Annotated in this window: 16 protein-coding genes; 6 read left to right on the top strand and 10 right to left on the bottom strand. The window is 72.8% G+C overall.

Annotation, left to right across the window (positions count from 1 at the left end):
* Positions 1–147 precede the first annotated feature (147 nt).
* Both ACF08B_RS19430 and ACF08B_RS19425 read right to left on the bottom strand, forming a co-directional pair.
* On the bottom strand, positions 148–1,929 hold the full coding sequence (locus tag ACF08B_RS19430; protein WP_392318466.1) for an ABC transporter ATP-binding protein: 1,782 nt from the start codon (positions 1,927–1,929) through the stop codon (positions 148–150).
* The gene (locus tag ACF08B_RS19425) at positions 1,926–3,785 is read right to left on the bottom strand and encodes an ABC transporter transmembrane domain-containing protein (RefSeq protein ID WP_392318465.1); all 1,860 of its coding nucleotides are present in this window, start codon (positions 3,783–3,785) and stop codon (positions 1,926–1,928) included. The genes ACF08B_RS19430 and ACF08B_RS19425 overlap by 4 nt, the downstream gene beginning before the upstream one ends.
* Before the next feature lie 255 nt (positions 3,786–4,040).
* On the opposite strand from ACF08B_RS19425, the gene ACF08B_RS19420 reads away from it, so the two are divergent.
* Positions 4,041–4,757: a hypothetical protein gene (locus tag ACF08B_RS19420; RefSeq protein WP_392318570.1), complete on the top strand. Its 717-nt coding sequence runs from the start codon at positions 4,041–4,043 to the stop codon at positions 4,755–4,757.
* On the opposite strand, the gene ACF08B_RS19415 is transcribed toward ACF08B_RS19420, so the two are convergent.
* Positions 4,754–6,766: an N-acetylmuramoyl-L-alanine amidase gene (locus ACF08B_RS19415; RefSeq protein WP_392318464.1), complete on the bottom strand. Its 2,013-nt coding sequence runs from the start codon at positions 6,764–6,766 to the stop codon at positions 4,754–4,756. The genes ACF08B_RS19420 and ACF08B_RS19415 overlap by 4 nt on opposite strands.
* 160 nt (positions 6,767–6,926) lie before the next feature.
* Positions 6,927–8,255: a M1 family metallopeptidase gene (locus tag ACF08B_RS19410; protein WP_392318569.1), complete on the bottom strand. Its 1,329-nt coding sequence runs from the start codon at positions 8,253–8,255 to the stop codon at positions 6,927–6,929.
* Between the two features lie 446 nt (positions 8,256–8,701).
* On the opposite strand from ACF08B_RS19410, the gene ACF08B_RS19405 reads away from it, so the two are divergent.
* Positions 8,702–10,312: a peptide-N4-asparagine amidase gene (locus tag ACF08B_RS19405; RefSeq protein WP_392318463.1), complete on the top strand. Its 1,611-nt coding sequence runs from the start codon at positions 8,702–8,704 to the stop codon at positions 10,310–10,312.
* A gap of 62 nt (positions 10,313–10,374) precedes the next feature.
* Here the strand turns inward: ACF08B_RS19405 and ACF08B_RS19400 are convergent, their stop codons facing one another.
* A complete protein-coding gene (locus ACF08B_RS19400) occupies positions 10,375–10,824 on the bottom strand; it encodes a MarR family winged helix-turn-helix transcriptional regulator (RefSeq protein WP_392318462.1) in 450 nt (149 codons plus the stop codon).
* Positions 10,825–10,938: 114 nt separating this feature from the next.
* Here ACF08B_RS19400 and ACF08B_RS19395 point away from each other — a divergent pair, with 114 nt between their 5' ends.
* Positions 10,939–12,750 carry an ABC transporter ATP-binding protein gene (locus ACF08B_RS19395; protein ID WP_392318461.1) on the top strand — a complete coding sequence of 604 codons (1,812 nt, stop codon included), beginning with the start codon at positions 10,939–10,941 and terminating at the stop codon, positions 12,748–12,750.
* A 76-nt stretch (positions 12,751–12,826) separates the two neighbouring features.
* On the top strand, positions 12,827–13,729 hold the full coding sequence (gene mltG, locus ACF08B_RS19390; protein WP_392318460.1) for an endolytic transglycosylase MltG: 903 nt from the start codon (positions 12,827–12,829) through the stop codon (positions 13,727–13,729).
* A 12-nt stretch (positions 13,730–13,741) separates the two neighbouring features.
* Here the strand turns inward: mltG and ACF08B_RS19385 are convergent, their stop codons facing one another.
* Positions 13,742–14,821, bottom strand: a complete 1,080-nt coding sequence (locus tag ACF08B_RS19385) for an NAD(P)-binding domain-containing protein (protein ID WP_392318459.1) — start codon at positions 14,819–14,821, stop codon at positions 13,742–13,744.
* Positions 14,822–14,944: 123 nt separating this feature from the next.
* On the opposite strand from ACF08B_RS19385, the gene ACF08B_RS19380 reads away from it, so the two are divergent.
* A complete protein-coding gene (locus ACF08B_RS19380; protein ID WP_392318458.1) occupies positions 14,945–15,367 on the top strand; it encodes a secondary thiamine-phosphate synthase enzyme YjbQ in 423 nt (140 codons plus the stop codon).
* Between the two features lie 39 nt (positions 15,368–15,406).
* Here the strand turns inward: ACF08B_RS19380 and ACF08B_RS19375 are convergent, their stop codons facing one another.
* A complete protein-coding gene (locus ACF08B_RS19375) occupies positions 15,407–16,198 on the bottom strand; it encodes a LuxR C-terminal-related transcriptional regulator (protein ID WP_392318457.1) in 792 nt (263 codons plus the stop codon).
* A 318-nt stretch (positions 16,199–16,516) separates the two neighbouring features.
* On the bottom strand, positions 16,517–16,912 hold the full coding sequence (locus ACF08B_RS19370) for a DUF5997 family protein (RefSeq protein ID WP_392318456.1): 396 nt from the start codon (positions 16,910–16,912) through the stop codon (positions 16,517–16,519).
* Between the two features lie 58 nt (positions 16,913–16,970).
* Here ACF08B_RS19370 and ACF08B_RS19365 point away from each other — a divergent pair, with 58 nt between their 5' ends.
* Complete coding sequence (locus ACF08B_RS19365; RefSeq protein WP_392318455.1) at positions 16,971–17,777, top strand: LysR family transcriptional regulator substrate-binding protein; 807 nt, start codon at positions 16,971–16,973, stop codon at positions 17,775–17,777.
* 69 nt (positions 17,778–17,846) lie between these two features.
* On the opposite strand, the gene ACF08B_RS19360 is transcribed toward ACF08B_RS19365, so the two are convergent.
* Complete coding sequence (locus tag ACF08B_RS19360; RefSeq protein WP_392318454.1) at positions 17,847–19,343, bottom strand: MFS transporter; 1,497 nt, start codon at positions 19,341–19,343, stop codon at positions 17,847–17,849.
* 106 nt (positions 19,344–19,449) lie between these two features.
* Positions 19,450–20,136: an HAD family hydrolase gene (locus ACF08B_RS19355; RefSeq protein ID WP_392318453.1), complete on the bottom strand. Its 687-nt coding sequence runs from the start codon at positions 20,134–20,136 to the stop codon at positions 19,450–19,452.
* Positions 20,137–20,138: the final 2 nt, after the last annotated feature.

The raw sequence follows: 20,138 nt of genomic DNA, 5'->3' as shown, positions 1-20,138 counted from the left end.
GGGTCGGCGCCCGCCGGCACGGGCAGCCGCACCCCCGGCTGCTGGGTCCGCCCAGGCACCCCGCTTCCGCTACCGGCCCAGTCGGCACAGCCGCGCACCTCGACGGCCCCAGGGCCTCGCCCCCCGAGCGCCGCCGCCCCCGCCCTCTCACCCGTGCCAGGACCGCCACAGGGCCGCGTAGGCGCCGTCCGCCGTCACCAGCTCCTCGTGGCTGCCCAGCTCGCTGATGCGGCCGTTCTCCACCACGGCGATCACGTCGGCGTCATGGGCGGTGTGCAGACGGTGGGCGATGGCGACCACGGTGCGGCCGTCCAGCACCCGTGCCAGCGAGCGTTCCAGATGGCGTGCCGCACGCGGGTCGAGCAGCGAGGTCGCCTCGTCCAGGACCAGCGTGTGCGGGTCCGCCAGCACGAGCCGGGCCAGCGCGATCTGCTGGGCCTGCGCCGGGGTGAGCGCCAGGCCGCCGGAGCCGACCTCCGTGTCCAGCCCTTCGTCCAGGGCCCGGCTCCAGGCGTCCGCGTCGACCGCCCCCAGGGCCGCCCACAGCTCGGCGTCCGTGGCGTCGGTGCGGGCCAGCAGGAGGTTGTCGCGCAGGGAGCCCACGAACACGTGGTGTTCCTGGTTGACCAGGGCGACGTGCGAGCGGACGCGTTCGGCCGGCATGCGGGACAGCTCGGCGCCGCCCAGGGTGACCCGGCCGTCCCGGGGCGCGTAGATCCCGGCGAGCAGCCTGCCCAGGGTGGACTTGCCGGCGCCGGAGGGTCCGACGAGGGCCAGCCGGGTGCCCGGCGCGACCGCCAGGGAGACCTCGCGGAGCACGTCGACGCCCTGGCGGTAGCCGAAGTGCACCCGGTCGGCGTGCACGTCCCGCCCGGCCGGGGCCAGCGAGGCGTCCCCGGCGTCCGGCTCGACGTCCCGCACGCCGACCAGCCGGGCCAGCGACACCTGTGCCACCTGCACCTCGTCGTACCAGCGCAGGATCAGGTTCACCGGGTCGACGAGCATCTGGGCGACGAGCGCGCCCGTCGTCAGCTGGCCCACCCCGATCCAGCCCCGCAGGACGAACACACCGCCGACCATCAGGACCGAGCCGAGCACGAGGACGTGGACGGCGTTGATCACCGGGAAGAGCACGGACCGCAGCCAGAGGGTGTACCGCTCCCAGGCCGTCCACTCCTTGATCCGCCGCTCGGACAGCGCGACCCGGCGGTCGCCGAGGCGGTGCGCGTCGACGGTGTGGCCCGCGTCGACGGTCTCGGCGAGCGCGGCGGCGACGGCGGCGTACCCGGCGGCCTCGGAGCGGTAACCGGAGGGCGCCCGCTTGAAGTACCAGCGGCAGCCGGCCACGAGCACCGGGACGGCGACCAGGACGGCGGCCGCCAGCGGCGGTGCCGTCACCACGAGCCCGCCGAGCAGCAGCAGGGCCCACACGGCACCGATGGCCAGCTGCGGCACGGCCTCGCGCATGGCGTTGGCCAGCCGGTCGATGTCGGTGGTGATGCGGGAGAGCAGATCGCCCGTACCCGCCCGTTCCAGCACGCCCGGCGGCAGCCCGACCGACCGGACGAGGAAGTCCTCGCGCAGGTCGGCGAGCATCCGCTCGCCGAGCATCGCGCCCCGCAGCCGCACCTGGCGCACGAACACGGCCTGCACGCCCAGCGCGAGCGCGAACAGCCCGACGGTGAACCCCAGATGCAGGTCCCGGGCGTCGTCCGACACCCGCTCGACCAGGCCGCCCAGCAGGTAGGGGCCCACCATGGAGGCGATCACCGCGACGGTGTTGACGGCGATCAGCAGCAGGAAGGCCCGGCGGTGCCTGCGGAACAGCTCGGTGACGTAGGCGCGTACGGTCGCGGCCGCGCCGACGGGCAGGGTGGTGGCGGTCGTCGGGGCCGCCGGGTCGTACGCCGGCGGCGCAACGCCGATCATGCGCTCTCCTCGATCTCTTCCAGTTCCCCGAGCACGCCCAGCAGAGCGTTCCCGTCGGCCAGGCCGGCGTCCGCGCCGGCCGCGGCCATCTCCTCGTCGGTCTCCCGCGTCACCACGGACCGGTACCGCGGCTCACCGTCGACCAGTTCGCGGTGCACACCGGTCGCCACGACCTCGCCCTCGTGGACCAGGACGACCCGGTCCGCACGGTCGAGCAGGAGCGGCGAGGAGGTGAGGACCACCGTGGTCCGCCCCGAGCGCAGCCGGCGCAGCCCGTCGGCGATCCGTGCCTCGGTGTGCGAATCGACCGCGGACGTCGGTTCGTCCAGCACCAGCACCTCGGGGTCGGTGATCAGGGACCTCGCCAGCGCGAGTCGCTGGCGCTGGCCCCCGGAGAGGGAGCGGCCGCGCTCCGTGATGCGGGCGTCCATCGGGTCGGCCGCGTCCACCGACCCCTGCACCAGCGCGTCCAGGACGTCCTGGCACTGCGCGGCCGCGAGCGCGTCCGCCGCGGCGACGGCTCCGGAGGCGGGCACGTCGAGCAGTTCGCGCAAGGTACCGGAGAGCAGTACCGGGTCCTTGTCCTGGACGAGGACGGCGGTCCGGGCGGTGTCCAGGGGGAGTTCGTCCAGAGGCACACCACCGAGCAGCACCGGCCGGCCCGGCTCGGCGGGATGGCCGCCCAGCCGCTCCGCGAGCCTGCCGGCCGCGCCCGGGTCGCCGCAGACCACGGCGGTGAGCCGGCCGGCGGGGACGAGCAGACCGGTGTCGGGGTCGTACAGGTCGCCGTCCGGCAGTTGGTCCGGACGGGTGCCGTCGCCACCGTCGGGGCGTGGGCCCGCCTCGATGGTGGCGGCCGTGGACCGTTCCAGTGCCAGCACGCGCGCGGCCCGTCTGGCCGAGGGCCGCGAGAAGGAGTACGCCATGGCGATCTCCTCGAAGTGCCGCAGCGGATAGTTGAGGATCATCACCGCGCTGTAGACGGTGACGAGTTCGCCGACCGTGATCCGGCCCTCGCGGGCCAGATGGACGCCGTGCCAGACGACCATGATCATCAGCAGCCCCGGCAGCAGCACCTGGACGGCGGAGATCAGCGACCACATCCGGGCGCTGCGCACGGCCGCGTGGCGTACCTCCTGGGAGGCCCGGCGGTAGCGGTCGAGGAACAGCTCCTCGCCGCCGATACCGCGCAGCACGCGCAGCCCCGCGACGGTGTCCGAGGCCAGTTCCGTGGCCCGGCCCGCCTTCTCGCGCTGCTCGTCGGCCCGGCGGGTCGCCCGGGGCAGCAGCGGCAGCACCGCGAGCGCGACGACGGGCAGTCCGACGGCGACGACCACACCCAGCGCCGGCTGGTAGACGAGGAGGCCGACGCAGACCGCGACGACGGTGAGCGCCGCGGCGGTGAACCGGGAGACCGCCTCGACGAACCACCCGATCTTCTCCACGTCACCGGTGGAGACGGCCACCACCTCACCGGCCGCGACCCGCCGGGTGAGGGCGGATCCCAGGTGGGCGGCCTTGCGCGCGAGCAGCTGCTGGACACGGGCGGCGGCGGTGATCCAGTTGGTGACGGCGGCCCGGTGCAGGAAGGTGTCCCCGACGGCGATGCCCGTACCGCACAGCAGCATCAGACCACCCGTCAGGGCCAGCCGGGAGCCGGAGCGGTCGACGACGGCCTGGACGGCGAGGCCCACACAGAAAGGCAGGGCGGAGACGGAGACGAAGTGGAGGAGGCCCCAGGCGAGCGCCTTCAGCTGGCCGCCCGTCTGGTTGCGCCACAGCCACCACAGGAAGCGGGGGCCCGAGCGCGCGTCGGGGACGCCCGGATCGGGATACGGAAGGTCTTGAATCTGCATGACGTCCCAGTGGCTCGTGTCAGAAGGGAGCTCGTGCGAGGGGGAGCTCGTGGCGGGGAGGCGGAAGAGGGCAGGGCAGGGGGAGCGGCGGGCGGTGACGAGCCGTGAAAGGTTCGCGTCGCCGAGCGGTTGATTTCAACCGGTTTTCCTGGGGCACTCCCGCAATCCGCCCGTATCCGGCCAGGTGGCCGTCGCCCGAAGCCGCGATGTCATCATGGGGCGGTGATAGACAGCGTGCGGCGTGTGACGGTCGCGATGGCGGCCCTGGGGACTCTGTTGGCGACCACCACGGCCTGCGGCGGTCCGGGCTCCGGTGCGGACGGCGCGTCAGGGGCGGGCGGCCGGGGCACGCAGAGGCCGACGGGGGACGCGACGCACCCGAGCGACACGACCCGTGTCCCGGGGGTCGGCGAACGGCTCCACCGGAAGATCCCCGCGGACTCGAGCCAGGTCGTGGCCGTCTACGGCCGGGGCAAGGACTCGGCCGAATCCACGGTGGTGCTGTACACCCGGCGCGGTGGCCGCTGGCACCAGGAGGCGAGCTGGCCCGCCCACAACGGGCGCAAGGGCTGGACGACCGACCATCACGAGGGCGACAAGCGCAGCCCGGTCGGTGTGTTCACCCTCTCGGACGCGGGCGGCGTGCTCCCGGACCCGGGCGCGAAGCTGCCGTACGACCGGGACCAGGTCGCCTACGCGGCCCCGGCCTACTGGAAGAAGGCGTACCACCACGACTTCGACTACGTCATCGCCATCGACTACAACCGGGTCCGGGGCAACCCGCCGAAGGACGCCACCCGCCCCCTGGGTGCGGAGAAGGGCGGCAGCATCTGGTTGCACATGGACCACCACAGCGGCACCTCGGCCTGCGTCAGCGTCTCCCGGGCGGCCATGGAGCATCTGCTGCGCACCCTCGACCCGGCCCGCAAGCCCGTCGTGGTGATGGGGGACCGGGTGGACCTGTCCGCCTAGCGTCCCGCCGTGCCGCCCTTCTGCGCGGGGGGCGGTCCCGCCGCGGCGGACTTGTTGCTCACGATGTCCACGTCGCTCGCCCGGACGTAGCCGAGCCGGTGGCCGAACTGGATCTCGTAGTAGCCCTCCTGGCCCTTCACGACCGGGCTCGGCGTGCTGACGAAGGACGACCGCGGGACGTAGGAGCTGTCGACGCGGGCCTGGGTCACGTATCGCTGGCCGGCCCGGAAACGGTAGGGGAGCGGCGACTCGGTCGGCTCCTCCACGTCCTCCGGGTAGGCGTCCTCCTCGGGCAGGGCACGGCCGAACACCGGGACCTCGTCCAGTCCCTCCTTCGGCGTCACCATCCGGCCGGCCGCGCCGACGGCGGTCGGGTGCTTCTTCGGGTTCTTGAACCAGGCCTTGTTCCCCTGGAACCAGATGGCCGTCCAGTCGCCGCTGCGCCCGGCGACGGCATAGGTCTGGCCTGCGGAGACACGCGATCCGAGGTCGTTGACGTCCTCCGTGGAGGGGTCGCCGTCCGGCTTGCGGCCCGGGTCCTGGATCAGCGGGGCCTTCTCGTCCGGTTCGGTGTGCAGCCGTACGGCGCTCGACCCGTGCGGCGGGCACGGCTCGCCGTCCTTGCCGCACCCGGTGAACCTCGGCTTGTAGGAGACGTAGTCCGGCAGGATCATCACCATGTCGCTGTCCGCCCCGGCCGTGGCCTTCAGGGGCGCGCCGAGCAGGTCGAAGTAGTGCCGCCAGTCCCAGAAGGGACCGGGGTCGTCGTGCATGTCGGGGATGCTGTCCGCGGTCGGTGACGGCACGTTGTCGTGGCCGAAGATGTGCTGCCGGTCGAGCGGGACGTCGTACTTCTTGGCGAGGTAGCGCACCAGGCGGGCCGAGGAGCGGTACATCTGCTCCGTGAACCAGGTGCCGGGGTGGGTGAGGAACCCCTCGTGCTCGATGCCGATCGAGCGGGCGTTCACGAACTGGCTGCCGGAGTGCCAGGCCTCGTCCCTGGTGCGGACGTGCTGGGTGATGTGGCCGTCGCTGGAGCTGATCGAGTAGTGCCAGGACGCCTCCGTCGGGTCCTGCACGGTCTTGAACATGTTCGGCAGGTACGACTCGGTGTCGTGGATGACGATGTACTCGATCTTCTCGTCCCGCGGCCGGTCGGCGAGGTCGTGGTTGCCGTACGCGCCGTCGTCGTCGATCTCCACGTACGGCGCGCTGAGCCAGTCGCAGGCGAGGTCGGCCGGGCACTCGACCTCCTTCGGCCGCTTCTTGTCCGGTGTGCGCGCCACGCGCACACGGGGGTTGCCGGCGAGGCTGACCTCCTGTCCCTCGGCGGTGGTGCGGTGCGCGCCCTTGCGGATCACGTCGAACACGTCGTTGGCGTAGGCGGTCGCCGAGGTGATGTCACGGGTGCCCGGGTAGTGCTTGACCGCCTCCCACCAGTCCGCCGGATTGTCGCTGAGGGGCTTGCCGAGCTTGCGTTGCGTGGCCGCCAGGAGTGCCGCGCCGCCACGCACGTTGGCGGCGGCGTCCGTCCGCAGGCGCTCCGCCGGGACCTTGATCAGGCGTGCGGCGCGTTCCAGGTCCGCCGGCTGGACGCGGTGGCCGGGCAGCGACTCGGCCGGGCCCGCGTCGGGGTTCCCCGCGGCTCCGACGGGCGGCCGGGCGCCGGCGCCGTCCCTGCCCTGCGCGCCGGCCGCAGCCGGGGGCAGGGCCTTGCCGCCGTCGACCAGGTGCATCGGCCCGTAGCCGCCCGCGACGCTCGGGGAGCCCGGGTGGGCGTCCCATCGCGACTGCATGTAGGACACACTCATGAGCACGCTGCGGGGCACGTGGTACTCGCGCGCCGCGTCCGCGAAGGCGTCCTGCAGCAGCCGGTCCTGCACCTCGTCGTCTCCGAGCACCGGGACGAGCAGCAGCGGCGCGAGCAGCGCCGCCGACGCGATCACGCACGCCGTTCGACGGCATTCGCGGAGGCTGTTGGGAACACGCAGGGCGGCCGGTCTTCTCATTGGACGGTTCTCCAGACATGTTCGACACCACCAGGACAGAGGGACTTGTCCTGGACGCCACCCCGGCAACGTTTCCGTGCCTGGCGCGCCCCGTCGCGCCAACCGTCACCTCGCTGGCCGAGCGGCAGGGCAGAGGCCACTCGGTCGGCGGCGTGCGGGCTCAGTCCTCGACGGGGTCCACCCGCCAGTCGGGATGACCGGGCATCGGCGGGGTGTGCGGCCCGTACAGCCAAGGCGTCAGAAAGGGCGTCAGGTCCTCGCCCGCGACCTCGGAGGCGAGTGCGACGAAGTCCCGGGTGCCGGCCGCCCGGCCCCGGTACCTGCTCACCCACGCCCGCTCGATCCTGCCGAACGTCTCGTCACCGACCTTCTCCCGCAGGGCGTACAGCACCAGCGCCGAGCCGTCGTAGCGCATGACCTTGAACAGGTCCGGCTCCGTCGGTTCGGCCGGAGCGCCCTCGTCGTGACGCCACTGGTCGTGCTGCTCGTAGGCCGCCCGCATGGCCTCTTCGAGGCCGGGACCGCCGTGGGTGTCGGAGTACAGCCGCTCGTAGAACCGGGCGTGACCCTCGCTCAGCCACAGGTCGGACCAGCGGCGGATCGCGACGCTGTCACCGGTCCAATGGTGCGTCAGCTCGTGCACGAGGTTGCGTTCGGCGTCGACGCGGTCGCCCAGCAGGTCCTCCCTCGGGACGACGGACAGCGACTGCGTCTCCAGCGCCACCGGCTGGTCGGTGTCCCCGACCAGCACGCCGTAGCGGCGGAACGGGTACGGGCCGAGCTGCCGCTCCAGCCAGGCCAGGTGGCCGGGGGTCAGCGAGCGGTACGCCTCGGTGTCGCCGACCAGGCCGTCCGGGACCACGTCCCGGACGGGCAGCCCGCGCGGTCCGGTGCCGTCGACGAAGGTGAATCTGCCCACCGCCATCTGGACCAGCTGCGCCGCGATCGGCTGCTCGGAGTCGTACGTCCACCGGATCCGTCCGTCGGCCTGCCGGACCTTGTCGACGAGCCGGCCGTTGGCCACCGCGCTGAGGTCCGACGGGGTGGTGATGCGGAAGGTGACGGGCGCCCGCAGGCTCGGATGGTCGTCGGCCGGGAAGATCATTCTCGCGCCGTCGGGCTGCGCGTACACCACGGTCCCGTCGGACGTGGGCACCCAGCCGTAGTCCTGGATCGCGTCGTCGCGGTGGCGGCTCTGGTTCGGGTCGGCGGTGTAGGCGACGCGGACGGTGAAGGCGCTGCCGTGGGGGATGGGCCTGGCGGGAGTGACCAGGAGTTCGTCGCCGTGGCGTACGGCGGTGGCGGGAGCGCCGTCGACGGTGACCCGGTGCAGCGTGTTGCCCGCGAAGTCGAGGTCGAACCGGGACAGGGCCTGGGTGGCGGTGGCGGTGATCGTGGCCGTTGCGGGGAACGGCGTCCGCACCGCCCGCCAGTCGAAGTCGAGCGTGTAGCGGCGGACCGTGTACCCGCCGTTCCCGGCGAGCGGCATCAGCGGGTCGCCGATGCCCGGGGCCCCGGGGGAGGGGACCTCTCCGGCCGACGCGGTCGCACCGGGAGCGGGCGAGCCGTGGGTTCCGTGCGGGAGGACGTTTGCGAACAGGGCGGCGCCGGTGAGGGTGCCGGCGCCCGCGAAGGCGAGGGCGAGGACCGTGCGCCGGCCGCGGAGGACCATCCGGGGGCGCCTCTGCGGGGACTCCTGCCGCGCGGACCCCGTGGGCCCCTTGCTGATCTCCATGACGGCACTATGTCAGTCAAGTGTGCTTATAGCACCAATTGCCCCGATGGTGTGCGGCCGTGCGGGGCATGGCGGCTCTGCGGACGGGGAGTGCTGCGGCGGTCGACGCGGTGGCGCTGCGGGCCCCGTGTGCCGTCGCGGAGTTCTTCGGCCGGTCTGCTCGTTGCGTCCGATGGTCAACTCCCCGTAGAACTCCGGCCATGAGAAGACGGATAGTCATGTCCATGCTCGTCGGGGCGACCCTTCTGGTGAGCACGTTCTTCGGCACCGGAACCCCCGTCGCCCAAGCGGCGGACGCGCCCGCCGAGTTCGGCACCGACTGGCACGACCCGGTGACCGCGGCACCGCCCGTCGACCGCCCGCACACCAGGTCGTGCCAGGTCACCCTCGCCGACGTCCGGTTCCGCGACTTCACCCCGTACCGCGGCACGTACTCCCCGCCCCGGGGCTGCGGCGACCGCTGGAGCAAGGTCGTCCTGCGCCTGGACGGCAAGGTGAAGGGACGTCAGTTCGACCGGCTCGGCTATCTGCACGTCGGCGGCGTGGAGATCCTGCGCACCTCCACGCCCGAGCCCTCGCCCGACGGCATCGAATGGCACGTCGAGAAGGACGTCACCCGCTACAGCGACACCTTCCGTGACGCGCGGGACGTCGAGATGCTCATCGGCAACGTCGTGGACGACACCTACACGGGTGTCATCGACGTGCACGTCACGCTGACCTTCTACGCGGGCCGACCCGCGGACCCCGCGCCCGACCGGGTGCTCACCCTCGCCGACGCGCCCGACGGCACGACGCTCACCACCCCGCGCAACAGCGAGCGGATCGTCGCCGAGGTGTACGCGACCGGGTCGGGAGGCGGCTGCGAGGAGTTCTGGTACCTGACCGTCGCCGACCCGGCGTCCTACTCCTGCAAGGCCGACCACGGCCCCTACCGCGAGGTGCAGATCAAGGTCGACGGGCAACTCGCCGGAATCGCCTCCCCGTTCCCGAACGTGTGGACCGGCGGCTGGTCCAACCCCTTCCTCTGGTACGTGCTTCCGGCGCCCCGCGCCTTCGACGTCCGGCCGCTCGAGTACGACCTGACGCCGTACGCCGGTCTGCTCAACGACGGCCGCCCGCACCGCGTGGAGGTCTCCGTCGCCGGTGTACCCGCCGGGCAGTCCGGCTGGAGCGCACCGGTGAACGTACTCGTCTGGCAGGACGCGCACCGCGCCCACGTCACCGGCGCGCTCACCGGTGACAGGGCGACGGACCTCGCCAACTCCTCCACCTACACGCCCGGTTCCGAGAACCGCGTGGACACGAGGGCCGGGCACCGGCTCACCGTCTCCGGCTACCTCGACACCTCGCACGGCCGCGTCACCACCACCGTCACGCGGACGCTCGCCAACACCTCCGTGCACCGCTGGACGGAAGGGGAGAACACCGACGGACTCGACGCGACCTGGAAAGACGACGAGACCGTCACCGTCGGCGGCCACGGACCCATGCGGACCACGCACACGCAGCGGACGTACACGATGGACGGCGCCACGACGGTCGGTACGGACGACCGGCTGCGCACCGTGCTGGCGCTCGGCGACCGCGCCTCGGTCGTGGAGCGCGAGGGCGGCCGGCGGACGCTCCGGTCGCGGCTGGACGACACCTACCGCGGCGACGCCTCCTACACGCTCAACGTCCCGCGCGACCAGCGGCACGCGGTCGGCACGTCGACCGAGCGCTATCGGCTGTACGGCTCGGAGGGGTGCTACGACCGGTCGCTGACCACCGTCCAGGGGGTGCTGACCGAAGACCGCAGCCGCTGCTGAGCCCGGCGCCACGGGGCGCGCCGCCCGGCACCACCGACGACTGCTCCCGGCCGACGCGGCCGTCAGCAGGCGTGGGCGGCGCCCCCGTCGATCAGCGTGTCGAGGAGTACGCCGAGCACCTGGCGCTCCTTCTCCGTCAGCGGGGCGAGTATCTCCTCGGCCGCCGAGCGGCGCGCGCCGCGCAGTTCGCGCAGGGTCGCGCGCCCCTCGTCCGTCAGCTCGATCCGGATCGCGCGCCGGTTCGCCGGATCGGGCGCCCGCCGGACCTTGCCGTTCGCCTCCAGCCCGTCGACCAGGGTCGTCACCGCACGGGGGACGACCTCCAGGCGCTCGGCGAGGTCGGCCATCCGCGGGGGTGAGCCGTAGTGCGCGAGGGTGCGCAGCAGCCGGGACTGGGCCGGGGTGACGCCCAGCTCGCGCTCCTCCAGATGGCGTTTCTGGATGCGGTGCACCCGGCGGGTCAGCCGCAGCAACTGCTCGGCGAGCAGACCGTCGGGATCTGGGGTCGTCATGCGGGAACAATATCAGGACGCCGTTCATTGTGAGTATAGGTAACAATGAGCTACGATCCGTTCCGGCATCGTCGGCCGACCCCGGCCGGCGCCCGTTCACCTCCGTAGGAGCCCATGCACCCCGACCGTGAACCCCACTGGACCCCGCCTGCCGACGCCGCCGAGCAACCACGGCAGGTGCGCCGCATCCTGAAGCTCTTCCGTCCCTACCGCGGACGGCTCGCGATCGTCGGCCTGCTGGTCGGCGCCTCCTCGCTGGTCTCGGTGGCCACACCGTTCCTGCTCAAGGAGACCCTGGACGTCGCGATCCCGCAGGGGCGCACCGGTCTGCTCAGCCTGCTCGCGCTCGGCATGATCGTGAGCGCCGTGCTCGCCGGCGTCTTCGGCGTGCTGCAGACCCTGATCTCGACGACCGTCGGCCAGCGCGTCATGCACGACCTGCGCACCGCGGTCTACGGCCGCCTGCAGCGCATGTCGCTCGCCTTCTTCACCCGCACCCGCACCGGCGAGGTGCAGTCCCGCATCGCCAACGACATCGGCGGCATGCAGGCCACCGTCACCTCCACCGCCACCTCCCTGGTCTCCAACGCCACCAGTGTGATCGCCACGATCGTCGCGATGGTCGCCCTCGACTGGCGGCTCACGATCGTCTCGCTGCTCCTGCTGCCGGCGTTCGTCTGGATCAGCCGCCGCGTGGGCAACGAACGCAAGAAGATCACCACCCAGCGGCAGAAACAGATGGCCGCGATGGCCGCCACCGTCACCGAGTCGCTGTCCGTCAGCGGCATCCTGCTCGGCCGCACCATGGGCCGGTCCGACTCGCTGACCGCGTCCTTCGCCGAGGAGTCCGAGCGCCTGGTCGACCTCGAGGTGAGGTCGAACATGGCGGGGCGCTGGCGCATGGCCGTGATCACGATCGTCATGGCCGCGATGCCCGCCGTCATCTACTGGACCGCGGGACTGGCCCTCCGGCTCGGCGGCCCCGAGGTCTCCCTCGGCACCATCGTCGCCTTCGTCTCGCTCCAGCAGGGCCTGTTCCGTCCGGCCGTCAGCCTGCTCGCGACCGGCGTCCAGATCCAGAGCTCGCTCGCGCTGTTCCAGCGCATCTTCGAGTACCTGGACCTGCCCATCGACATCACCGAGCGCGAAGAGCCGGTCCACCTCGACCACATCAAGGGCGAGGTCCGCTTCGAGCGGATCGAGTTCCGCTACGACGCCGGCGACGAGACGGCACGTCCGATCCTCGACGGCATCGACGTCACCGTGCCCGCCGGGGGCAGCCTCGCCGTGGTCGGCCCGACCGGCGCCGGCAAGTCCACCCTCGGCTATCTGGTGCCCCGCCTCTACGACGTCACCGGCGGCCGGGTCACCCTCGACGGGGTCGACGTCCGCGACCTCGACTTCGACACCCTCGCCCGCGCGGTCGGCGTCGTCTCCCAGGAGACGTACCTCTTCCACGCCTCGGTCGCCGACAACCTCCGCTTCGCCAAACCGGACGCCACCGACGAGGAGTTGTACGCCGCGGCCGCGGCCGCACAGATCCACGACCACATCGCCGCGCTGCCCGACGGCTACGACACCGTCGTCGGCGAACGCGGCCACCGCTTCTCCGGAGGCGAGAAACAGCGCCTCGCCATAGCCCGCACCATCCTGCGCGACCCGCCGGTCCTCATCCTCGACGAGGCCACCAGCGCACTCGACACCCGTACGGAGGCGGCCGTCCAGGACGCCATCGACGCGCTGTCCGCCGACCGGACCACGGTGACCATCGCCCACCGCCTGTCCACCGTCCGCGCCGCGGACCAGATCGTGGTGCTCGACTCCGGACGGGTCGCCGAGCGGGGCACGCACGAGGAACTGCTCGAACTGGACGGGCGCTACGCCGCCCTGGTGCGCCGGGACGCGCAACTGGAACCGGCGGGCTGAACCGTCAAGCTGACGCAGCCGTCGACAAACTGAACATATGCCGGGTTTGTGACGATATACGTACTACCGTGCCCGCATGCAGACGAACACTTCGCCACGGGGCAGGATCCGACTGACACGCCGGGGCAGATTCGCTCTCGTCGTGGCGGCCGGCGCCGTCGTCGCCGGCACCGCCGTGGCGGTGCCGCTGCTGACGGCGAAGGGCGGTCACAAGGTGGTGGCGAAGCCCCCCACCCTGATCGTCCCGGAGGGCTGGCGCGCGAGCCAGGTGTACGACGCCGTCGACAAAGCCCTGAAACTACCTGCGGGCACTACCAGCAAGACCATCGGCAAGGCCCGCCTTCCCTTGCCGGGCGAAGCCGGAGGCAACCCGGAGGGCTATCTCTTCCCGGCGACCTATCCGCTGCCGAAGGGGACGACCCCCGAGTCCCTGCTGCGGTCCATGGTCCACACCGCCGGCAAGCGGTTCGAGGCGGCGCCGGTGGCCGCCGGGGCGCAGCGCACCTCGATCAACCTCTACCAGGCCGTCACCATCGCCAGCATCATCCAGGCCGAGGCCGCCACGAAGGCGGACATGGGTAAGGTCGCACGGGTCATCTTCAACCGGCTGAACCAGGGCATGCCGTTGCAGATGGACTCCACCATCAACTACGCGATGAACCGCATCACCGTGCACACGACCGAGGACGACACCCGCGTCGAGAGCCCGTACAACTCCTACCAGCGCATGGGGCTGCCGCCGACGCCGATCGACAACCCCGGCGAGGAAGCCATGCGCGCCGCGTACAACCCGCCGTCGGGCGACTGGCTGTACTTCGTCACCGTCAAGCCGGGGGACACCCGCTTCACCGCCGACTACGCCACACACCTGCGCAACGTGGCCGAGTTCAACGCGCTGCACCAGAGCGCCGCGCCCGCGCCGACGCCCAGCGGGAGCCCGTTGCCGTCCGCGGCCTCCTCCCAGCCGCCGCTCCGCTGAGCCGGCGGGACGTCACGCGGCGACCGGCTCGTCCTCGGCCAGCAGCCGCCTGATGTCCCGTACGGCCGCGCGCCCGGCCCGGTTCGCGCCGATCGTGCTCGCCGAGGGGCCGTAACCCACAAGGTGGATCCGCGGATCGGCCACCGCGCGGGTTCCCTCCACACGGATACCGCCGCCCGGCTCGCGCAGCCGCAGCGGAACGAGGTGCTCCAACGCGGCCCGGAATCCGGTGGCCCACAGGATCACATCGGCGTCCACGCGCCGGCCGTCGTCCCACTCCACCCCGTCCGGGGTGATCCGGTCGAACATGGGCCGGCGGTCCAGGACACCGCTGGCGAGGCCCTGCCGGACGGCTTCGTTGAGGGGCAGCCCGGTGACGGAGACCACACTGCGCGGCGGCAGACCCCGCCGCACCCGCTCCTCCACCAGCGCGACCGCCGCGCGCCCCGCCTCCTGGTCGAACGGGCCCTCGCGGAACACCGGCGGCCGCCGGGTCACCCAGGTCGTCGCGGCCGCGTACGGGGCCAGCTCCAGCAGGTGCTGGGTGCCGGAGGCGCCACCGCCCACCACCACGACCCGCAGCCCGGCGAACTCCTCGGGACCGGCGTACTGCGCGGTGTGCAACTGCCTTCCGCGGAACGTCTCCTGACCCGGGTAGCGCGGCCAGAACGGCCGGTCCCAGGTGCCCGTCGCGTTGATCAGCGCCCGCGTCGACCAGACGCCCTCCGAGGTCTCCACGAGCAGCCGGCCGCCGCCTCCCTCGCGCACCGCCCGCACGTCCACCGGCCGCCGTACCCGCAGGTCGAAGGTGCGCTCGTACCGGTCGAAGTACTCACGGACGACCTCGGCGGAGGGCCGTGCCGGGTCGGCGTCCGTCAGTTCCATGCCGGGCAGCGCGTGCATGCCGTGCACCTTGCCGTACGTCAGCGACGGCCACCGGAACTGCCAGGCACCGCCCGGACCGGGGGAGTGGTCCAGCACCACGAAGTCGCGGTCGGGCTCGAACCCGGTGCGCCGCAGGTGGTAGGCGGCGGCCAGGCCGGCCTGACCGGCGCCGATGACGACTACCTCGACCTCGCGTGTCGCGTTCACGCTCCCTGCAACAGGGAGCCGCGCGCGGATCTTCCCGCCGGGCGGGCCCCCGCTCGTCGCGAGCCGCTGGGAATCGATCGTGCCGCGGGGTGTGAAAACCGGCGCATGGGCCAGGATGGTGGCATGTCCGATGCCTTCACCACCCGAACGCTGAACGTCTCCACCGGCTCCCGGGAACGCGTCGTCGATCTCACCGGAGACTGCGAGGAGTTCCTGCGGGAGGCGGCGGCAGGCCGCGACGGCCTGCTCAACATCTTCGTCCCGCACGCCACCGCCGGTATCGCCGTCATCGAGACGGGCGCCGGCAGCGACGACGACCTCCTCGCGGCGCTGCACACCCTGCTCCCGGCCGACGACCGCTGGCAGCACCGGCACGGCAGCCCCGGCCACGGCCGCGACCACGTCCTGCCGGCCTTCGTCCCGCCCCACGCCACCCTCCCGGTGATCGGCGGACGCCTGGAGCTCGGCACCTGGCAGTCGGTGTGCCTGGTGGACACCAACAAGGACAACCCCGAACGCCGGGTACGGCTGAGCTTCCTGGGCTGACGGACCCTCACGCCCGGCCCGTCCGGGACCGGTTCGGGTTCAGAGCGGGCCGGGGGAGCGGAGCAGGCCGAGACGCTGGGCGCGGAGCACCGTGCCCACCCGGTCGCGGGTGCCCAGCTTGCGGTAGATGTTCTCGACGTGCTTGTGCACGGTGCGGGCCGAGATGCCGAGGCGGCGGCCGATGGCGTCCGCGGTGAGCGTGCCGGCGAGCAGGACCAGGACCGTGGTCTCGCGCGGCGTCAGCGTGCTCTGCGCCGCCCGCTCGTCCGGCGCGCCCCGCGGGCCGAGCGCCCGCCGCCACTCCTCCAGCAGGAGCCGCTGCCGCTCCACCGCGGCCAGCAGCGGCTGCGCACGTTCGGCCATGACGAGGTGGTCGTCGCTGAAATCCGCACCGGAGCGGTACACGAGGCACCCGGTGACGGGAGTCGTGCTGTCCGGCAGCGGCACCCCCAGCACATGGTCCACGTCCAGGACGTCGCCGAGCAGGCGCGCCGTCGGGCTGCCCGGCCAGCCGGCGCCGGCGGCCCGAAGGGCGGAGACCGGCACCCGTCCCGTCCCGGCCGCGTAGTGCCGGGCGAAGGGGAAGCCCGCGCGAAGAAGCCGCACGTCCGACTCGTCCAGCCGGTCCAGTTCGACGGCGGCGGCATCGGGTGCGGTGCCGATCCTGCCCCGTTGCTCGCTCCAGTCGTCCAGCTTGTGGATGACCGCCTCACCACCGCACAGTTCGGCCAGGGCGCCGGCGAGCATCGGCCACAGACGCACGGGGTCCCGTTCGTGCAGCGCCGCGACGGCGACGGCCGTCAGCCGCTCGTAGGCCTTCTCCAGCCCCACGTGTCCTCTCCGGTCGCCTCGGGTCCGGGTCCTCGCCGGCAGCGTACGCAGTTGTACGCATACCGCCGCCGCCCTGACGGGGTGCAGACTTCGACGCGGCGACGCCGGCCTGCCCGGACGCTCGTCCGACGGGCCGCCGACACGGGGGAACGGCGGCCCGTCCCCTGCCACGTCCGGGACGGCCCACTCGGCGCCGCCTGTCCTTCCTCCTACCCGCCGAACGCCCTGTCCGTCGGACGCCGACGCCCCCATCGCCGTGCGGTCGGCGACGGGGGCGTGCGAAGTGAAGGCTCCGACGGGACCGTCGGTGCGGCGAGGTCAGTGACGCTCGTCCTCGGCACGCTCCGCGTCCCTCGCCTTGATGCGCGCCGCCTCCTTGCGGACCTCCGCCTGGGTGGCGCGCTCCTTCTCCAGCCACTCCGGGCGCTCCTGCTTGAGCGCCTCGATCTGCTCGGTGGTCAGCGCCTCGGTGACGCCGCCGCGCGCGAGACCGGCGATGGACACGCCCAGCTTGGCGGCGACCACGGGGCGCGGGTGGGGGCCGTTGGCTCGCAGCTCGCGCAGCCACTCGGGCGGGTCGGCCTGGAGCTCGTTCAGCTCGGCGCGCGAGACCACACCCTCCTGGAAGGCGGCGGGGGTGGCGGGGAGGTACACACCCAGCTTCTTCGCCGCGGTCGCGGGCTTCATCGTCTGGGTGCTCTGCTGCGAACTCATGGGGTCAAGGGTATCGGCCGAGTGCGGGCCGCCCGACCACGGCCGGTAGCCTGGCCTGGTGACAGGCTCGGAGGAATCACCGTCGTTCCGGCTCGCGTACGTTCCCGGAGTGACGCCCGCCAAATGGGTGAAGGTCTGGAACGAGCGCCTGCCCGGCGTCCCGCTCACCCTCGTCCAGGCACCCGTCGCCGAGGCGCACGAGCTGCTGCGCTCCCAGGAGGCCGACGCGGGGCTCGTACGGCTCCCCGTGGACCGTACGTTCTTCAGCGCGATCCCCCTCTACACCGAGACCACGGTGGTGGTCGTCCCCAAGGACCACCTGATCACCGCGGTGGAGGAGGTCAGCCTCGCCGACCTCGTCGAAGAGGTGCTCCTCCACCCCCTCGACGACGTCTTCGACTGGGACGGTCCGCCCGGTGAGCCGGCCTTCGAGCGGCCCGCGACCACGGCGGACGCGATCGAACTGGTGGCGGCGAACATCGGCCTCCTGGTCGTCCCGCAGTCGCTCGCCCGCCTGCACCACCGCCGTGACCTCACCTACCGTCCGGTGGTCGACGGCCCTCGGTCGAGTGTCGCCCTGTCCTGGCCGGAGGAGGCCACCACCGATCTGGTGGAGGAGTTCATCGGCATCGTCCGCGGCCGCACGGTCAACAGCACGCGGGGCCGTGGGGCGGCGAAGACCGAGGCCGGGCAGCAGCGCCAGGGGCAGGAGCCGGCGGGCGCCCGGCAGAAGAAGCCGGGCTCCGCGAAGTCCGCCGGCGGGAAGAGCGCGGGCGCGAAGTCGGCTGGCCGCACCGTGCGCGGCCGCTCGGGGACGGGGAGCGGGAAGCCGGCCAAACGAGGGAAGCCGCGCCGCAGGTCGTGAGGTCCCCGGTCGCCCGGCGGGGCCCTGGCCTCTCAGCGGGTCCGCCGGTCTCCCGGCAGGGCCCGGTGCTCACGAGCCGCGTGCGACCCTTTCCTCGGTCCCGCCCTCCTCGGATCGGGCCGGCTCGGCCGCCCTCTCCGGTTCGGGGTGCACCTCCCGTTCCCGCAGGTCGGCGACGGCCAGTGCGAGTGCGATCACGATGAGACCCACGGCGGTGAGCAGACCGAGCTGGATCGCCGTGTCCGGGCTGCCGTGATTGGCCATCTGCGCGAAGTACACCGCGCCCACCACGGCGATACCGGCCGCGGAACCGACGCGCTGGCCCGTCTGGAGGACGCCGCCCGCCGCACCGGCACGTTGCACGGGAACACGGGTGAGGGTCAGGGTCGTGTTCGGGGAGACGGTCAGCCCGGAGCCGATGCCGCCGATCAGCATCGGCAGCGCCGACGCCCATCCCACGCCGTCGCCGGGCACCAGTCGCACCGCGGCCACGACTCCGAGCAGCCCCAGTGCCACCCCGCTCAGCCCCAGCACGACCAGTTTGCGGCCGAAGCGCACCACCAGCCGGCCTCCGAGGGCGGCCCCGACCGCCGACGCGGCGGCGAAGGGCAGGACGGTCAGACCGGCCGCGAGCGCGCTGTATCCGAGGCTGTTCTGCAGGTACAGGGTGTAGACGAAGAAGACCGTGGTGAAGCCGGCGAAGTAGGTCAGGCTGATCAGCGCGCCGAGCGTGAACGACCGCAGGGAGAACAGCGCCAGGTCGACCAGCGGGGCACGCCCGCGCCGGCCCTGCCGCTTCTCCCACGCCCAGAACGCGCCCAGCAGCAGCGCGCCGACCGGCATCATCGTCCACTTCTCCCGCCCGGTCCACTGCTGCTCCTGCACCAGCGGGAGCATGAGCGCGAGGACACCGCAGCCGAGGAGCAGTACGCCGAACAGGTCGAACGTCTCACGCTTTCCGGGCGACGCGGGGAAGCGCGGCAGCAGCCGCAGGCCGGCCGTGAAGGCGGCCACCCCGATCGGCAGGTTCACGAAGAACACCCAGCGCCAGCCGTCGTCGGTGCCGACCGCGTCGATCAGCAGACCGCCCGCCAGCGGGCCCACCGCCGTCGACACCCCGATGACGCTGCCGAGCAGCCCGAACGCCTTCGCCCGCTCCGAGCCCTGGAACATCTGCTGGATCAGCCCCGAGGTCTGCGGCGCGACCATGCCCGCCGCCGCGCCCTGCACCAGCCGGAACAGCACCAGCCAGGAGGGGCCGGCGGCGAGCCCGCAGGCCGCGGAGGCCACCGTGAACAGGGCGAGCCCGAACAGGAAGGCCTGCCGCCGACCGTGCATGTCGCCCAGCCGGCCGGCCGGGACCAGGGCGAGTCCGAAGGTGAGGGCGTAGCCGGAGACGACCCATGACTGGGCGGCCTCGGACGCCCCGAGCCCGCGCTCCATGGAGGGCAGCGCCACGTTCACGATCGAGGTGTCGAGCAGCGAGATGAAGCCCGCCGCGAGACAGACCGCGAGCGCCTTCCACCGCCGGTCGTCGGCGGCGGGCCGGGCCTGGACTGTGGTCATGTGGTCACGCTAAGCAGCGGGGACGCTCACCGCACGGCGAGGTCCCGGCGCGACGGGGGGAACAGGTCCGGGAACGCTGTCCGCGTTCCCGGCCGATCCGCCCGGGTCAGGGCCTCGTCCGCCTCAGCCACGCGTAGGCGGAGCGGGCCGTGAACTCCGCCTGGCCGCCGCGCAGCAGCAGGGCCGCCGTGGCGAACTCCGGCGCGTCGGCCTGTGCGGCCACATAGGGGATCGCGATGCAGCGCATCCCGGCCGCGTGGGCCGCCGCCGCCCCTGCTGCCGCGTCCTCCAGCACCACGCAGTCGGCGGGGCGGGCGCCCAGCCGCCGGGCCGCCTCCAGGAAGACGTCGGGTGCGGGCTTGCCCACGGCGACCTCGTCGGCCGAGACGGCCGTGCGCAGGAACTCCGCCAGGCCGGTGCCGGCCAGGATCGCCTCGATGGCCTCCGGGGAGGAGCCCGAGGCGACGGCCATCGGCACCCCCTCGGCCGCCAGCAACTCCACGAACTTCCGCATCTCCGGGTACGCGCGCGTACGGGCGCGGGCCAGCGCCAGGTAGCGGCGGTCCAGGGCTTCCAGCAGCCCGTCCGCCGAGACGCGCAACCCGTACCGCCGCCGCCAGTCGGCCACCGTCTCCCGGGTGCTGATGCCGACGTAGCTCTCGTGCTCCGTCCAGGTGAAGGCGACACCGTACTCGGCCAGGGTCCGCCGGCTCGCCTCGAAGTAGTTCGGCTCGCTGTCCACCAGCGTGCCGTCGAGATCGAAGACGACCGAGAGGGCGCCGGGATCGCTCATGC

Source organism: Streptomyces sp. NPDC015139, assembly GCF_043079785.1.
GTDB classification, from domain to species: domain Bacteria; phylum Actinomycetota; class Actinomycetes; order Streptomycetales; family Streptomycetaceae; genus Streptomyces; species Streptomyces albidocamelliae.
This window is presented reverse-complemented; position numbering and strand designations above follow the sequence as displayed.